12 protein-coding genes are annotated in these 15567 nt (G+C 49.2%); 1 reads left to right on the top strand and 11 read right to left on the bottom strand.

Translation table 11 applies throughout. The features are described from left to right. Positions 1-37 precede the first annotated feature (37 nt). From ACLBVC_RS07785 to serC, 11 genes are all read right to left on the bottom strand, one after another. Positions 38-1261: a winged helix-turn-helix domain-containing protein gene (locus tag ACLBVC_RS07785; RefSeq protein WP_410149147.1), complete on the bottom strand. Its 1224-nt coding sequence runs from the start codon at positions 1259-1261 to the stop codon at positions 38-40. Between the two features lie 95 nt (positions 1262-1356). After that, a complete protein-coding gene (locus tag ACLBVC_RS07780; protein ID WP_104921458.1) occupies positions 1357-1569 on the bottom strand; it encodes a cold-shock protein in 213 nt (70 codons plus the stop codon). Positions 1570-1819: 250 nt separating this feature from the next. Further along, a complete protein-coding gene (cspE, locus tag ACLBVC_RS07775) occupies positions 1820-2029 on the bottom strand; it encodes a transcription antiterminator/RNA stability regulator CspE (protein ID WP_104921457.1) in 210 nt (69 codons plus the stop codon). Between the two features lie 354 nt (positions 2030-2383). Further along, complete coding sequence (gene lpxK / locus ACLBVC_RS07770) at positions 2384-3373, bottom strand: tetraacyldisaccharide 4'-kinase (RefSeq protein ID WP_410149146.1); 990 nt, start codon at positions 3371-3373, stop codon at positions 2384-2386. Continuing rightward, a complete protein-coding gene (gene msbA, locus ACLBVC_RS07765) occupies positions 3370-5118 on the bottom strand; it encodes a lipid A ABC transporter ATP-binding protein/permease MsbA (protein ID WP_410149145.1) in 1749 nt (582 codons plus the stop codon). Before msbA ends, lpxK begins: the two co-directional genes overlap by 4 nt. Before the next feature lie 38 nt (positions 5119-5156). Continuing rightward, positions 5157-7430: a DNA internalization-related competence protein ComEC/Rec2 gene (locus tag ACLBVC_RS07760; protein WP_410149144.1), complete on the bottom strand. Its 2274-nt coding sequence runs from the start codon at positions 7428-7430 to the stop codon at positions 5157-5159. A gap of 251 nt (positions 7431-7681) precedes the next feature. Continuing rightward, a complete protein-coding gene (ihfB, locus tag ACLBVC_RS07755) occupies positions 7682-7966 on the bottom strand; it encodes an integration host factor subunit beta (RefSeq protein ID WP_013574835.1) in 285 nt (94 codons plus the stop codon). Between the two features lie 60 nt (positions 7967-8026). Continuing rightward, on the bottom strand, positions 8027-9703 hold the full coding sequence (gene rpsA, locus ACLBVC_RS07750) for a 30S ribosomal protein S1 (protein ID WP_101076455.1): 1677 nt from the start codon (positions 9701-9703) through the stop codon (positions 8027-8029). A 156-nt stretch (positions 9704-9859) separates the two neighbouring features. Then, a complete protein-coding gene (gene cmk, locus ACLBVC_RS07745) occupies positions 9860-10558 on the bottom strand; it encodes a (d)CMP kinase (RefSeq protein WP_195812796.1) in 699 nt (232 codons plus the stop codon). A 195-nt stretch (positions 10559-10753) separates the two neighbouring features. Further along, entirely contained in the window at positions 10754-12037 is a 1284-nt protein-coding gene (gene aroA / locus ACLBVC_RS07740; RefSeq protein WP_410149143.1) for a 3-phosphoshikimate 1-carboxyvinyltransferase, read from the bottom strand. Positions 12038-12141: 104 nt separating this feature from the next. Next, on the bottom strand, positions 12142-13227 hold the full coding sequence (serC, locus tag ACLBVC_RS07735; RefSeq protein ID WP_410149142.1) for a 3-phosphoserine/phosphohydroxythreonine transaminase: 1086 nt from the start codon (positions 13225-13227) through the stop codon (positions 12142-12144). 352 nt (positions 13228-13579) lie between these two features. On the opposite strand from serC, the gene ycaO reads away from it, so the two are divergent. Continuing rightward, positions 13580-15343, top strand: a complete 1764-nt coding sequence (gene ycaO, locus ACLBVC_RS07730) for a 30S ribosomal protein S12 methylthiotransferase accessory factor YcaO (protein ID WP_410149141.1) — start codon at positions 13580-13582, stop codon at positions 15341-15343. Positions 15344-15567: the final 224 nt, after the last annotated feature.

The raw sequence follows: 15567 nt of genomic DNA, 5'->3' as shown, positions 1-15567 counted from the left end.
TAAACGGCTGCCTGATGCAGCCGTTTTACGTTCTAAATCAGACCTGCCAGCCAGTTTGCCATAGCGCTGTTAAAGCGTCCGGCCCTTTCGTCAGCAGCACATTTTCTGCCCCCTGCCATGCAGCAAAGCGCGTAATTGCGCCATGAATGTCCTGCGTACGCCGGGACGTCATCGTAACTTCTGGCTCAAGATGCAAACTCTTCACTTCCAGAATTTTTTCCTTCCGGTGCATTTTGGCATCAACGCGCCCGATTAGTTCACCGCGGTGAAGGAGCGGTAACGTGAAATACCCGTACTGACGTTTTGCTTCCGGCGTGTAACATTCAATCCGGTAATCAAAATTAAAGAGAGTCGAGGCGCGCTTGCGATCCCACACCACCGGATCGAACGGTGAAAGCAGTGTCGTGACCGTTGAGCTGATGCGTGACTCACGCGTTTTTTGCAACAGGGAAAATTGTTGCTGATGGACATAATAATTTCCCTCCAGCCCGCTGACTTCAACCGGCGTGATTTCTCCATTTTCCAGGAGTGTTTCAATCACTTTTCGGGTATCAACACGTTTAAGGCGATAATAATCTGCCAGCCATTCCGCTTTGAATATCCCCAGATACTGCGCCGAACGACACATCATTTGATATTCCGCCGCTTCCTGGCTAAGCGCCTGCGTCGCATCATCCCAGCCGGGCATGACGCGCTCTGCAAGATCGTACACGCGGTGAAAATTACGCCGCTCGGATACCATCAGCTTTCCGGAAGTAAACAGAGTTTCCAGATGTTTTTTATGAGGTTTCCAGTCCCACCAGCCGCTGTTTGATTTTTTCTCGGCACTGAAATCCGCAGAACGCACCGGACCATTTTCTGCAATATGGCTCAGCAGATCATGGATATCAGCGTGATGTTCATCAAACCAGTCCTGAGAAAATTTCCATCCCATGCCCTGCGGATTCAGCATCTTGTGCCGCAATAACCCGTAATCCTCGCGAGGAATAAAACAGGCTTCATGCGCCCAGTATTCAAAAATTTTTCCCTCAGATAACGCATCTTCCAACCATTGCGGGGAATAGTTTCCGAGGCGGCTGAACAATACGAGGTAAGGGCTTCTGGCAACCACGCTGATCGTATCGATTTGCAGCAATCCCATATTCTGAATGGAATCGACAACATCACCGGCAGACGGTTTGCGGGTCAGAGGTTTAAGAAGATTTTGTGCAGATAAATGCAGGGTGCGGGCCGAACTGAGAGATATAACCGGGTGAGACATATCGGTATCCGTGGCAGCGATAAACTGTGGATACCGATAACATATTTTTGCCGGAGCGTAAAATTCAGCTCAACGGCGCATTACAAAAACCAGACTTAGAACGCGATAACATCAGCCGCTGAAGGGCCATGTGCTACGCTGCGGTAAGTGGTGAACTCTACGCGTTGACCAGCACTCAGTGATTTATTACCGGTATTGGCAATGGAGGTACGCTGAACATAAATCTCAGAAGAACCATCCAGAGGGCATATAAAACCGTAGCCTTTAGCCTGGTTGTACCATTTAACTAAACCCATTTTTAACATCATATTTTCTATCCTTTCTTTTGGGCATCCATGAACACACTTTTTTATTATTGTTCGGATGCGTTTGCCCATATCTAAGTTATTTTTTTATAAAAAACCTCTAATGAGCGAATTTGTTTAACGATTATTTTTACTGCGTACTTCTTTAAAACTAATTTCTTTACGGGCACTAAAAACCCGCCGTTTGGCGGGCTTTACTCTGCTGATATGAGAGACAATTCATGTCATTTCATATCACCACATTATTGTCTGATTACAGAGCGATAACGTTAGCAGCAGCCGGGCCGCGCGGGCTGTCCTGAATGGTGTATTCTACACGCTGACCTTCCGCCAGAGTTTTGAAACCATCCGTTGCGATTGCGGAGAAATGTACGAAAACATCTTTGCCGCCATCAGCTTGCTCAATAAAACCAAAGCCTTTGCTTTCATTGAACCACTTAACCTGACCCATTTTCTTAGACATATTTAAAACCTTTCAATTTTTACTTAATAAGATCCTGCCATTCGGCAATCTTGGCCAATAGTTCAGACAATTACTTATGGGAGGGACTTAGAAGGTTCGTCTTGGAAGCGGAATCATCGGGAAAGAGATAACGTCTGGGAGGAACTGCTTTACTCTACACTCATACATAAATAGCGCTGTAACACAGGCTGTATGCATTTACTCATAACCTGCAAACAATAGCAAGGCACGATACTTAATAATTTTAAGGAGAAATAATATTTAAGCAAATAAGTCTTTAAAATCAGTCGTATTGAAATTATAAATTTACGTAAATTTCGAATATTTGATGCAGGTTTCGAAAATTTAGGCGGCTTAGAGATGGGTTTCCAAAATAAGATCAGCTATTTTTTGCAATAATTTCTCAGCCTGTAAACCCTGAATTTTTGCTTCGACGGGCAAATACCACCAGTCCGGCTGAGCAAAAGAGCGGCATTTTACGGCATCTTTTTCCGTCATCAGAAGCTGCTGACCGGGTTGTGTTGTAGCTGAAATCTGTTCAGGGGTGTACGCCTGATGATCGGCGAAAGCGATTTCCTTTTGCAAATCTACACCCAGTTGTTTAAGTGTCGCAAAAAAGCGCGGCGGATGACCGATTCCGGCCATCGCCACCACATTCTTCAGCATCGCTGCATCGCGCTGTTCACCCGTCACCAGATTTACGGCTTTTCCCGGCTGTAAAACCATAAACAGCTCACCGGCAAGCGCAGTGCCACCGTTAGTAATCACCGCATCAACAGAACGCAAACGCGCCTGACGTTCGCGCATCGGTCCGGCAGGCAACCAGTGGCCGTTGCCAAAGCGCCGGACGCCATCAACCACCACAATTTCAACATCACGCTGAAGCGCGTAATGTTGTAGGCCATCATCAGTGATAATGACGTCCAGCTCATGCGCGGCCAGCAATGCTTTAACGGCATCAGAACGAACCGGGGACACCGCAACGGGCGCACCGGTTCTCTGGAAGATCAATACAGGCTCATCACCCGCCTGAGCCGCTTTTGTATCCGCTGTTAATACCAACGGATAGCTTTCAGCCTTACCGCCGTAACCGCGTGAAACTACGCCCACGCGGAAACCATGCTGCTGTAGCGTTTCGACCAGCCAGATAACCACCGGTGTTTTGCCATTGCCTCCGGCAGTGAGATTCCCCACCACCACGACGGGCACAGGCGCCCGCCAGCTTTTTTTAAGCCCTGATTTATAGCTGTAACGGATTAAATTCGAGATTAACCCGTACAGCCAGGACAAAGGCAACAGCAACAGATAGAGCGGTGATTTACCTGACCAGATACGCTCAATCATTGGCCAAACTGCATCCGGTAAAGCTGCGAATAAACACCGCGTTCTTCCAGCAATGCGGTGTGTGAGCCACGTTCCACAATACAACCATCTTCAATCACCAGAATCTCATCGGCTTTTTCGATGGTCGACAGACGATGTGCAATCACCAGAGAGGTACGGTTTTTCTGCAATTCATCCAGAGCGGCCTGAATTGCACGTTCTGACTCGGTATCCAGCGCAGAAGTCGCTTCATCGAGGATCAGAATCGGCGAGTCGCGGAGCAATGCACGAGCAATCGCGATGCGCTGGCGCTGACCACCAGAAAGCAGGACACCATTCTCGCCAATCACCGTGTCCAGACCTTTATCCATCTTACCGATGAAATCCATCGCATAAGCCATTGTTGCGGCTTTCTCGATTTCTTCACGGGAATACATATCAGTACGGGCATACGCGATGTTGTTGGCAATCGTGTCGTTAAACAAATGAACATTCTGCGATACGAGTGCAACCTGATCGCGCAGCGATGACAGGGTATATTCACGCAGGTCATGACCGTCCATCAGGATTTTACCTTCCTGGATGTCATAGAAACGTGTCAGCAGGTTGGCAATAGTCGATTTACCGGATCCGGAACGCCCCACCAGCGCAACAGTTTTCCCTTCTGGCAGAGCGAAAGAAATATCGCGCAGCGCAGGGACATCGCGGCCAGGGTATGTGAAAGTAACATTCTTAAATTCAACCTCGCCTTTAACGCGTTTAACTTCCAGTTTGCCTTCGTCTTTTTCCTGCTCCATATCCAGAATAGAGAACAGCGTCTGGCAAGCTGCCATACCGCGCTGGAATTGGGAGTTGACGTTCGTCAGGGACTTCAGCGGGCGCATCAGCGCAATCATCGAGGAGAAGACGACGGTGATCGTACCGGCGCTGAGTGTTTCCATCACAGATGGGAAGCTTGCAGCATACAGCACGAAAGCCAGCGCCAGAGAGGCAATCAGCTGAATAATCGGGTCAGAAATCGATGAAGCAGAAACCATACGCATACCTTGCTGACGCATACGGTTACTGACTTTATCAAAACGCTCAGTTTCAACTTTCTGGCCACCAAAGATCAGAACTTCTTTGTGCCCTTTCAGCATTTGCTCTGCACTGGTCGTCACTTGTCCCATCGTGTTTTGCATCGATTTACTGATGTTACGGAAACGTTTAGATACCACGCGGATAACAACTGAAACGATCGGAGCTATGACAAGCAAGATCACCGAAAGCTGCCAGCTGTAGTAAAACATCATGATAAACAGGCCAATGATTGAGGCCCCTTCACGCACGACGGTGACCAGAGCGCTGGAAGACGATGAAGCCACCTGCTCAGAGTCATAGGTAATACGGGAAAGCAAGGTACCGGTGGATTGCTGGTCAAAGAATGCGACCGGCATTCTCATCATGTGACCAAACAGGCGGCGGCGCATATGCATAACCACTTTGCCCGATACCCAGGAAATGCAGTAGCTCGAAATGTACCCGCTCACGCCGCGAACAATCATCAGACCGATAACGACCAATGGCATCCAGAGTAAAATTGAGCGGTCTGCTTTTCCGAATCCATCATCTAAAAGCGGTTTCAGCAAAGACAGCATGAAGGTATCACTGGCGGCGTTGGCAACCAGCGCAATAGCCGCAGCAATCAGCCCGGCTTTAAAAGGTGTGATCATCGGCCATAGGCGACGGAATGTCTGCCACGTGGAGAGATCTTTATCGTTCATCATGCAATATCAACCAGCATCGAAAGAAATAGCGGCCTATTCTACTCATTATCTACTGATACTCCAAACCGGCGGTGGTACCAACGGGGGTTTAATTGCTCACGTAAGCCTTTAATTGCCCAATAATCACCATAAATGAACAGGCTCAGTTGACCGGAATCCGAAGTGGAGTGCCAGTCATAGCGGGCTTTGTTGTATCTGCTAACAACTTTATGTGCGGGCAGATGCCATTTATTGAAACGTGCTGCTGAGGCCAGCGCCGATTCCGGCGAAACAGCGCGCATAAAAGGCGGTGAAGACGACGTATTACTGCCGTGATGAGGGACCTGAAGCACGGTAGAGTGCAACTCCTCCCGCCATTTCCTGATCAAGGCCTTTTCCGTACCGGCTTCAATATCACCGGTCAGCAGAAGGCTGAATGAGCCATCATCAATGCGGATGACGCAACTGTCATCATTTCGGGCATCAACAACTTTTGCCTCCGGCCATAAAACGTTGAAATTCAGCCCCTGCCATTGCCAATGTTCTCCGGCCACACACGCCAGATACCCCTCTGACATGGAACTCTCCCGCAAACTGGCCTGAGGATATCGCAATTGCAGAAATGGCAGGCCACCACGATGATCCATATCATTGTGACTGATAATTATCTGTTCTAATTCGATATTGCGCCAATTTAAAAACGGTATAATATTCTGTTCAGCCGCTGACCCACCTTCCCATTTATTCCCCGTATCATAGAGAATACCTTTCCCATTCCGGCTGATGAGTACCGATAAACCATGCCCGACATCCAGCATATCAACACGCCAGCCCTCAGCAGGGGTACGTCCGTACCAAACTACTGATAACGCGCAAAACGAGACCAGTATCGAAAGCCATTGTTTCACGTGCCCGATGCGGCAAAAAATAATAGCCAGCCATCCCAACAGACTAATAAAAAGACAGTTTTCCCCGAGCGCAAACCAGCTGCCGGTGAAAGGTCTTACGCCCCACATTGCCAGACTCAATGTGTAATCTGCGCCCTGCCAGAGTAAAGTCTGGACCTCCGTCAGCCAGCCTGCCGGGAAGATGTTTAGAAGTAGGACGACCAGAACGCAAGGGACCGTGAGTAGTGATACCACCGGTACAGCCCACATATTTGCCAGGAATGAGGCGATATTGACCCCATGAAAAATGCCTGTTTGCAGGGGCAACAAAAGCAGGGTCACTCCGGCCTGTAAATGCCCCCAGCGAATCACACACCAGTACCAGTGCTTCTGAAACTTCGCTGGTAATGGCATCCATTGGTACCAGAAAACCAGAGAAGCAACGGCAAAACACGACAACCAAAAACTGTCCGACAATACATTCATCGGATCAGTTATCAGCAAAAGTGCCACGCCCCATAACCAGACCTGCCAGGGATGACAGCGAACCCGAAAATAACGCAGCAGGATCCATAACGAAAATGCCATCGCTGTCCTCAAAGCAGGCGCATTACAACCGGCAAGCCACGTGTAAACCAGCAGGAAAATCTCACTGACTACCAGTGGAAAGCGATAATCGATTAATCTTACAGGCATAAACCACTGGCACATCCGCGCCAGCCATCCACCAAACAATGCGGCAATCCCAATGTGCAGGCCGGAAATGGCGACCAGATGCGCAATCCCGGTACGCTGCAACACCAACATCTCTGGTTTTTGAATCAACCCTTTCTCACCAAATGCCAATGCAATCAGCACCGGCGCATTCGTAAGTTCTGGCATCTTCTGCATGACGCGTTGGATAAATTGCTGACGCCAGTTAGCCTCCGTGTCCAGTGGATCCCCGCGAAAGATTGTGCCTGTCAACGGCGCATGCTGCGACAACGCCCATCGCTGTGCATCAAAGCCACCTTCATTGAGCAGGCTATGAACCGGACGCAAGCTGACAAGCATTTTCCATCGTTGCCCGGCTAACAGAGGCGCACTCTCCCCTTCCCATTTAGCCCGGAATAAGACGGGAGGAAAAACGCGTTTACCATTCTCTCTTTCGATCGTAAAAAAGCGGGAAGCCCCTTCCGTTCCCAGACTCATCGTTTGCACTTCGGCAATAACTTCACGCTTAACGCCCTGAAGGGATGAAATCTGTTGCAGCTGGATTTGCCCCTGATATGCAGCCCAACAGAAGCTCAGTAATGTGATGGCAATAAGACTGAATGTTTTTCGTTCAGGTACGAACAGCAGACAAGCCATCAGAAATAAAGCAACAAGCTGAGCAATCGGTGGAATTGTGGCGATAAAGATCAGCGGCACCACGCCGGTGATAACGGCAACTGCGACCTCATCCATTGAGATTTTGATGTTTTTACCCTCAGCGTTAAACGGCCTGAAATTCAGATCAACGTCTGGGCTGGAGTATGGTTTTCGAGCAGAAAAGGGACAAGTATCAGAAGGAATCGATGCGAGGCATTACGCAAATAATCAGCAGAATAGAGAAAAAGAAAACAGTCTTGAGGTCTAAAATTGCCAAAAAAAACGGCACCTTAAAGGCACCGTTTTGTATTCGCTATAGGCAGTCATTTATGTTTCAGGAATAAACCTTAGCCATAAATGTTCGCGCGATCACGCAACTCTTTACCTGGCTTAAAGTGAGGAACGTACTTGCCGTCCAGCTCAACTTTATCGCCCGTTTTAGGGTTACGCCCCACACGCGGAGCACGGTAGTGAAGAGAAAAACTGCCAAACCCACGGATTTCGATGCGTTCACCATCAGCCAAGGTTGCAGCCATATGCTCAAGCATCTCTTTCACTGCATCCTCAACAGCTTTCGCCGGGATATGAGAGTGCTGGCCAGCAAGTCTTTCAATAAGTTCAGACTTGGTCATAGTACCTCCAAGCTTTGCAGCTAAACTACCGTTTCGGGGCGACAGAGCCGCCCCCCGTCATTACTCGCCTTTTGCCGCTTTGAATGCTTCAGCCATAGCGTTGGAGAAGTTGCTTTCTTCTGCTGGTTTGTTGTTAACAACAGCGATTGCATCTTTCTCGTCTGCTTCGTCCTTAGCGCGGACGGACAGGCTTACTACACGGTTCTTACGGTCAACACCGGTGAATTTAGCTTCAACTTCATCACCAACGCTCAGAACCAGAGTTGCATCTTCAATACGGTCGCGAGAAGCTTCTGAAGCGCGCAGGTAACCTTCTACGCCGCCAGCTAATTCAACTGTAGCACCTTTGGCGTCAACTGCTGTGACTTTACCAGTAACAATAGTACCTTTCTTGTTAACAGACAGGTAGTTATTGAATGGATCTTCAGCCAGTTGTTTCACGCCCAGGGAGATGCGTTCACGTTCTGCGTCAACTTGCAGGACCACAGCTGCGATTTCGTCGCCTTTCTTGTATTCACGAACTGCTTCTTCGCCTGCAACGTTCCAGGAGATGTCAGACAGGTGAACCAGGCCGTCGATGCCGCCGTCCAGACCAATGAAGATACCGAAGTCAGTGATTGACTTGATTTTACCTTCAACACGGTCGTTCTTGTTGTGGGTTTCTGCAAATTGCTGCCATGGGTTGTTTTTGCATTGTTTCAGGCCCAGGGAGATACGACGACGTTCTTCGTCGATATCCAGAACCATAACTTCAACAACATCGCCCACGTTAACAACTTTAGATGGGTGGATGTTTTTGTTAGTCCAATCCATTTCAGAAACGTGAACCAGACCTTCAACGCCTTCTTCGATTTCTACGAAGCAGCCGTAATCAGTCAGGTTGGTAACGCGACCAGTCAGTTTAGTACCTTCTGGGTAACGTTTAGCGATAGCGACCCAAGGATCTTCGCCCAGTTGTTTCAGACCCAGTGACACACGGGTACGTTCACGGTCAAATTTAAGAACTTTAACAGTGATTTCATCGCCAACATTGACGATTTCGCTTGGGTGTTTAACACGTTTCCAAGCCATGTCAGTGATGTGCAGCAGGCCGTCAACGCCGCCCAGATCAACGAATGCACCGTAGTCAGTGAGGTTCTTAACGATACCTTTAACTTCCATGCCTTCCTGCAGGTTTTCCAGCAGCTGATCGCGCTCTGCGCTGTTCTCAGACTCAATTACTGCACGACGGGAAACAACAACGTTGTTGCGTTTCTGGTCCAGTTTGATGACTTTGAACTCAAGATCTTTGCCTTCGAGATGCAGCGTGTCGCGAACAGGACGAACGTCTACCAGTGAACCTGGCAGGAACGCACGAATACCGTTCAGCTCAACGGTGAAGCCGCCTTTAACTTTACCGTTGATAACACCGGTAACAGTTGCAGATTCTTCGTAAGCTTTTTCCAGCGTGATCCAAGCTTCATGACGTTTAGCTTTTTCACGGGACAGCAGAGTTTCACCGAAGCCGTCTTCAACAGCGTCCAGCGCAACATCAACTTCGTCGCCAACCTGGATTTCCAGTTCGCCCTGTGCGTTTTTGAATTGTTCTGCCGGGATTGCAGACTCAGATTTCAGACCGGCGTCAACCAGTACGATATCTTTGTCGATAGACACAACAACACCACGAACGATGGAACCAGGACGGGTTTCGATTGTTTTTAAGGATTCTTCAAAGAGTTGAGCAAAAGATTCAGTCATGTTGATAATCTTTAAGTTCTTAAGTTTAACGTCCATCTGGCTTCCTGCTGGATGGGGTTGTTTCAAATGCCCCGCTACAGATCCTTGCGGCGAGGTTAAAAAAAACTATAGCCAAAACTGGCACTGAATATTCTTCAGCACCAGATTACGGCTCGATTACCGGGTTTGTTTTTGCGGCAATCCTAGAATTTCTGTGGCATAAGCCAGTGCTTTTTCGATGACTTCCTCGATGGACATGCTGGTTGAATCCAGCAATAACGCATCAGGAGCAGCCACTAAGGGCGCGATAGGCCTGTTACGATCACGGTCATCACGTTCTTTGATCTCGGCTAAAAGCCGTTCAAAGTTAACACTAAAGCCTTTTTCCTGCAACTGTAGCATTCTTCTGTTTGCACGTTCCTCTGAACTCGCGTCCAGAAAGATCTTCACAGGCGCGTCAGGGAAAACCACGGTGCCCATATCACGACCGTCGGCAATCAGGCCAGGCGTTTCACGGAACGCACGCTGACGACGCAACAATGCTTCACGAACACGGGGGAAAGCCGCAGCCTGTGAGGCCGTATTCCCGACCGTCTCGGTGCGGATTTCATTGCTGACATCCTCACCTTCTAAAATTACTTGCAACTGCCCGTCCTGAGCGACAAAACGAACGTCGAGATGTGCGGCCAGCGGAACTAATGCCTCTTCTGAGACAATGTCAACCTGGTGATGTAAAGCCGCCAGCGCTAAAACGCGGTAAATGGCACCGGAATCCAGTAAGTGCCAGTTAAAGGCTTCGGCCAAAGCTTTACACAAAGTACCTTTACCTGCACCACTTGGCCCATCAACGGTGATTACCGGGGCTAAAGCCGTCATTTTTGTCTCCTTTCGGTGGGGAATACCCGCTTCATTAGCCTCAGACGACTAATTCAGGAGCGGCATTATACGCTGCCTTTGTGGCAACTGTTACCCCGCATTTTTCAGTTGCCTAAAAAGCGGACGTTTCTGACACCTTGAAAGCAAAAAGCGGACATCAAAGATGTCCGCCGTCTTCACACATACCGGAAGAGTTTAAGCCAGAGTGCTGATCGCAGCCAGTTGATCAAAATAGTCCGGGAAGGTTTTCGCCGTACATTTTGGATCAAGGATGGTCACTGGCGTATCCGACAGCGCTACCAGCGAGAAACACATCGCCATACGGTGGTCATTGTACGTACCGATTTCTGCGAATTTGAGCGCTTTTGGCGGCTCAACGCAGATGTAATCCTCCCCCTCTTCAACTGTCGCGCCGACTTTACGCAGCTCTGTGGCCATCGCAGCCAGTCGGTCGGTTTCTTTAACGCGCCAGTTATAAATGTTACGCAGCGTGGTAGGACCTTCGGCAAACAACGCCGCCGTGGCGATAGTCATTGCCGCATCCGGGATATGGTTCATGTCCATATCGATGCCTTTCAGCTCACCGCGAGTACATTCAATATAGTCCTCAGCCCAGTGAATGGTCGCACCCATTTTTTCCAGCACATCAGCAAAACGAATATCGCCCTGCATGCTGTTTTTACCGATGCCGGTCACACGAACAGTGCCGCCTTTGATGGCTGCAGCCGCGAGGAAATAGGAGGCAGATGACGCATCACCTTCCACCAGATAAGCGCCCGGTGAAACGTATTGCTGTTTCCCTTTGATATGGAACTGTTGATATTGGTTATTATCAACTTCAATACCAAAGTTTTTCATCAGGTTAAGGGTGATGTCAATATACGGCTTTGACACCAAATCGCCTTTAATCTGAATCGTGGTGTCGTTTTCAGCCAGCGGTGCAGTCATTAACAACGCCGTCAGGAACTGGCTCGAGACGCTGCCATCCACGCTGACATCACCGCCGCGGAAACCACCGCGCAGGCGCAGAGGCGGATAATTTTCCTGCTCGAGATAATCAATCTGTGCGCCGCCCTGACGCAGGGCATCAACCAGATGGCCAATCGGACGTTCTTTCATCCGCGGTTCGCCCGTCAGCACGACATCCTGTTCACCCAGACACAGTGCCGCCGCCAGCGGGCGCATTGCCGTTCCGGCATTACCAAGAAACAGTTCAGCCCCTTTAGCATTGGAAAAAGCGTGGCCCAGCCCGTCAATTTCGCACTCTGTGCGGGACGCTGATAAACGATGTGTAACACCAAGTTCCGTCAGCGCGTTCAGCATGTGACGCACATCGTCACTATCTAGCAGGTTAGTCAGGCGGGTAGTGCCCTGTGCAAAAGCAGCCAGTAAAAGCGCACGGTTAGAAACACTTTTTGAGCCAGGTAAGTTGATGCTGCCGTTAACCAATGCAACGGGTTGTAATGTCAGGGATTCCACTCTTTCTCCAATTCTTCATTTCATAAAATGACCCCGGACAGTGAGCCGGGGTCATTTTTAAGGCTTCTTACTAAAGCATTGTACAGGCCCGAAAGCCAGCGCGCTTAACCATGGCGTTTTTCGAATTCCGCCATAAAGTCGGTCAGCGCTTTGACACCTTCAATCGGCATTGCATTATAAATGGATGCACGCATCCCACCGGCTACACGGTGGCCTTTCAGCGCATGCAAACCGGCTTCCTGAGCCTGGTCCAGGAACAATTTATCCAGTGACGCATCAGCCATCTGGAACGGAACGTTCATCCAAGAACGGTTCGCTGGGGCAACCGGGTTACGATAGAAACCGGTGCGATCGATGGAACCGTACAGCAGTTCGGCTTTGGCTTGATTGCGTTTTTCCATTTCACGCAGACCACCCTGCTCTTTTAGCCACTTGAAGACCATACCTGAAAGATACCAGGCGAACGTTGGCGGGGTATTGAACATGGAATCGTTCTCAGCCAGCACGGTGTAATCAAGGATAGAAGGCAGTTCAGTGCGCGCTTTACCTAATAAATCTTCGCGTACGATAACCAGCGTCAGGCCAGCCGGGCCGATATTTTTCTGTGCACCGGCATATATTACGCCAAAGCGGCTGACATCAATCGGGCGCGAAAGAATGCAGGAAGAGTAGTCAGCAACAACGATTTTATCGCCGAAATCAGGCATTTCATCGATAGCAATACCGTCAATGGTTTCGTTCGGGCAGTAATGAACGTAAGCAGAATTCGCATTCAGCTTCCACTCGCTCATTGGCAGAATGCCGCGTTTCCCATCAAGGGTCGTGGTGACGTCAATAACATTAGGTGTGCAGTATTTTTGCGCTTCTTTAACGGCGCTGTGAGCCCAGTAACCACCATCGATATAATCAGCAGACGCTTTATCGCCCAGCAGATTCATCGGCACTGCGGCGAATTGCGCACGCGCGCCACCGTGGCAGAACAGCACTTTGTAGTTCGAGGGAATATTCAACAGGTCACGAATATCCTTTTCGGATTCTTCAGCGACCTGGATAAACTCCTTACTACGGTGACTGATTTCCATCACCGAGGTACCCAGTCCGTGCCAGTTGCACAATTCCTGTTCTGCACGACGCAATACTTCAGCCGGGATCATTGCCGGACCTGCACTAAAATTATAAACCTGAGTCATTTCCCCTCACCACTTCTCTTGAGACAGCCACAAAGTAACAACTAATTTACCGGTTTTATCATCCCAGACAAGCAGTCTGCAACGGTTATTCATCACGACCTGATAAACAGCGATGAGAGGTTGAACGCAAGGTTCTTTCTTCCTTTTAATACTGATTTTGCGGGATTATGTTTGCATGAGCAGAGAACGCACAAATCGTGGTTTTTCCCTGGCATCGCGGTGGCGCTTACACCCGTTTTACCTACAAGCCTTTGAGTTCACAACACGATTACATTGTTAACACGAATACATGGAGGTAATGCGCAAAACCCCGTATCATTGCGCGTTTTTAGCACGCTCAAAAGTGAACTCAATGACGCAAACTTTTATTCCTGGTAAAGACGCGGCGCTGGAAGATTCCATTTCCCGCTTCCAACAAAAACTCACCGATCTCGGCTTTAATATCGAAGAAGCTTCCTGGCTGAATCCGGTTCCCCACGTCTGGTCAGTGCACATTCGCGACCGCGACTGCCCGCTGTGCTTCACCAACGGTAAAGGCGCCAGCAAAAAAGCCGCTCTGGCTTCTGCTTTGGGTGAGTATTTTGAGCGTCTGTCGACCAACTATTTCTTCGCCGATTTCTATTTGGGTAAAGAAATTGCTAACAGCGACTTCGTGCATTATCCGAACGAGAAATGGTTTACGCTGCCTGAAGATAACCTTCTGCCTGAAGGTATTCTGGATGAGCGTCTGCACGCATTTTACGATGCAGATAAAGAACTGGTCGCCAGCGATCTGATTGATCTGCAATCCGGTAACCCGGATCGCGGGATTTGCGCATTGCCGTTCACCCGTCAGTCTGACCTGGAAACCGTATATATTCCGATGAACATCATCGGTAACCTGTATGTGTCTAACGGCATGTCTGCCGGGAATACCGCGAACGAAGCCCGCGTTCAGGGTCTGTCTGAAGTCTTTGAGCGTTATGTCAAAAACCGTATCATCGCGGAATCTATCAGCCTTCCAGAGATCCCTGCAGACGTTCTGGCACGCTATCCGGGTGTGGTTGAAGCCATCGCCAAACTCGAAGAAGAAGGTTTCCCTATCCTGTCTTACGATGCCTCGCTGGGCGGCAACTATCCGGTCATTTGCGTGGTGTTGTTCAACCCGGCAAACGGGACTTGTTTCGCTTCCTTCGGCGCACACCCGGATTTCGGTGTTGCATTGGAGCGTACGGTCACTGAATTACTGCAAGGCCGCAGCCTGAAAGATCTGGACGTCTTCACCGCCCCGACCTTCGATGACGAAGAAGTGGCTGAACATGCCAATCTGGAAACTCATTTCATCGATTCCAGCGGTCTGATTTCTTGGGATATGTTTAAACAGGATGCCGACTATCCGTTTGCAGACTGGAGTTTCAGCGGCACGACAGAAGAAGAATTCGCCACGCTGATGGCAATCTTTGATAAAGAAGACGCTGAAGTTTACATCGCGGATTACGAGCATCTTGACGTGTACGCCTGCCGCATCATCGTTCCGGGTATGTCTGACATTTATCCTGCAGAAGATTTGCTGCTGGCCAACAACAGCATGGGTGCTCATCTTCGCGATCAGTTGCTGACTCTTCCAGACAGCGACCTGCCAAAAGAAGCTTATCTGGAAATGATCACGCAGCTTGATGATGAAGGCCTGGATGACTTTACGCGCGTTCGTGAACTTCTGGGCATCGCCAGCGGAAAAGACAACGGCTGGTATACCCTGCGCGTGGGCGAGCTGAAATCTATGCTGGCACTGGCGGGCGGCGATTTGGATCAGGCGCTGACGTGGGCTGAATGGGCACATGAATTCAACGCGTCTGTTTACAGCGATGAGCGCAACAATTATTACCGTTGTCTGCAGACGCTTCTTCAACTATCACTGGAAGAAGATCGTGATCCGGCTCAGTACTACACGGCATTCGTGAAAATGTACGGTCAAAAAGCGGTTGATGATGCTTCAGCAGCCATCAGCGGTGAAGAACGTTTCCACGGTTTGTTTGCCGTAGACGCTGACCTCAAGGCGCTGCCAGCTCATCAGGCGCTGCTGGGCGCTTACGAAAAACTGCAGGTAGCAAAACGCCGTTACTGGTCAAAAGCCTGATTTTCCGGCATTTAAAAAACCGACGAACCGGCGGAATTTTCTGCCGGTTTTTTTATTTCCCTTCGTAATGGCTTTGGGGGTTATTTACCGCCAAATGTTTGACTCAGCCGAAAAAATGACGTGTAATTCGCCGCGAAATAAAGGCTTGCTGTCATTTTTCTGAAATAAGTACGACGGACTTTTTAATAAGTTACTTATCTGTAAAAAATACAAAGTCAAATTGA

Source organism: Rahnella selenatireducens, from assembly GCF_046449555.1.
GTDB classification, from domain to species: Bacteria; Pseudomonadota; Gammaproteobacteria; order Enterobacterales; family Enterobacteriaceae; genus Rahnella; species Rahnella selenatireducens.
This window is presented reverse-complemented; position numbering and strand designations above follow the sequence as displayed.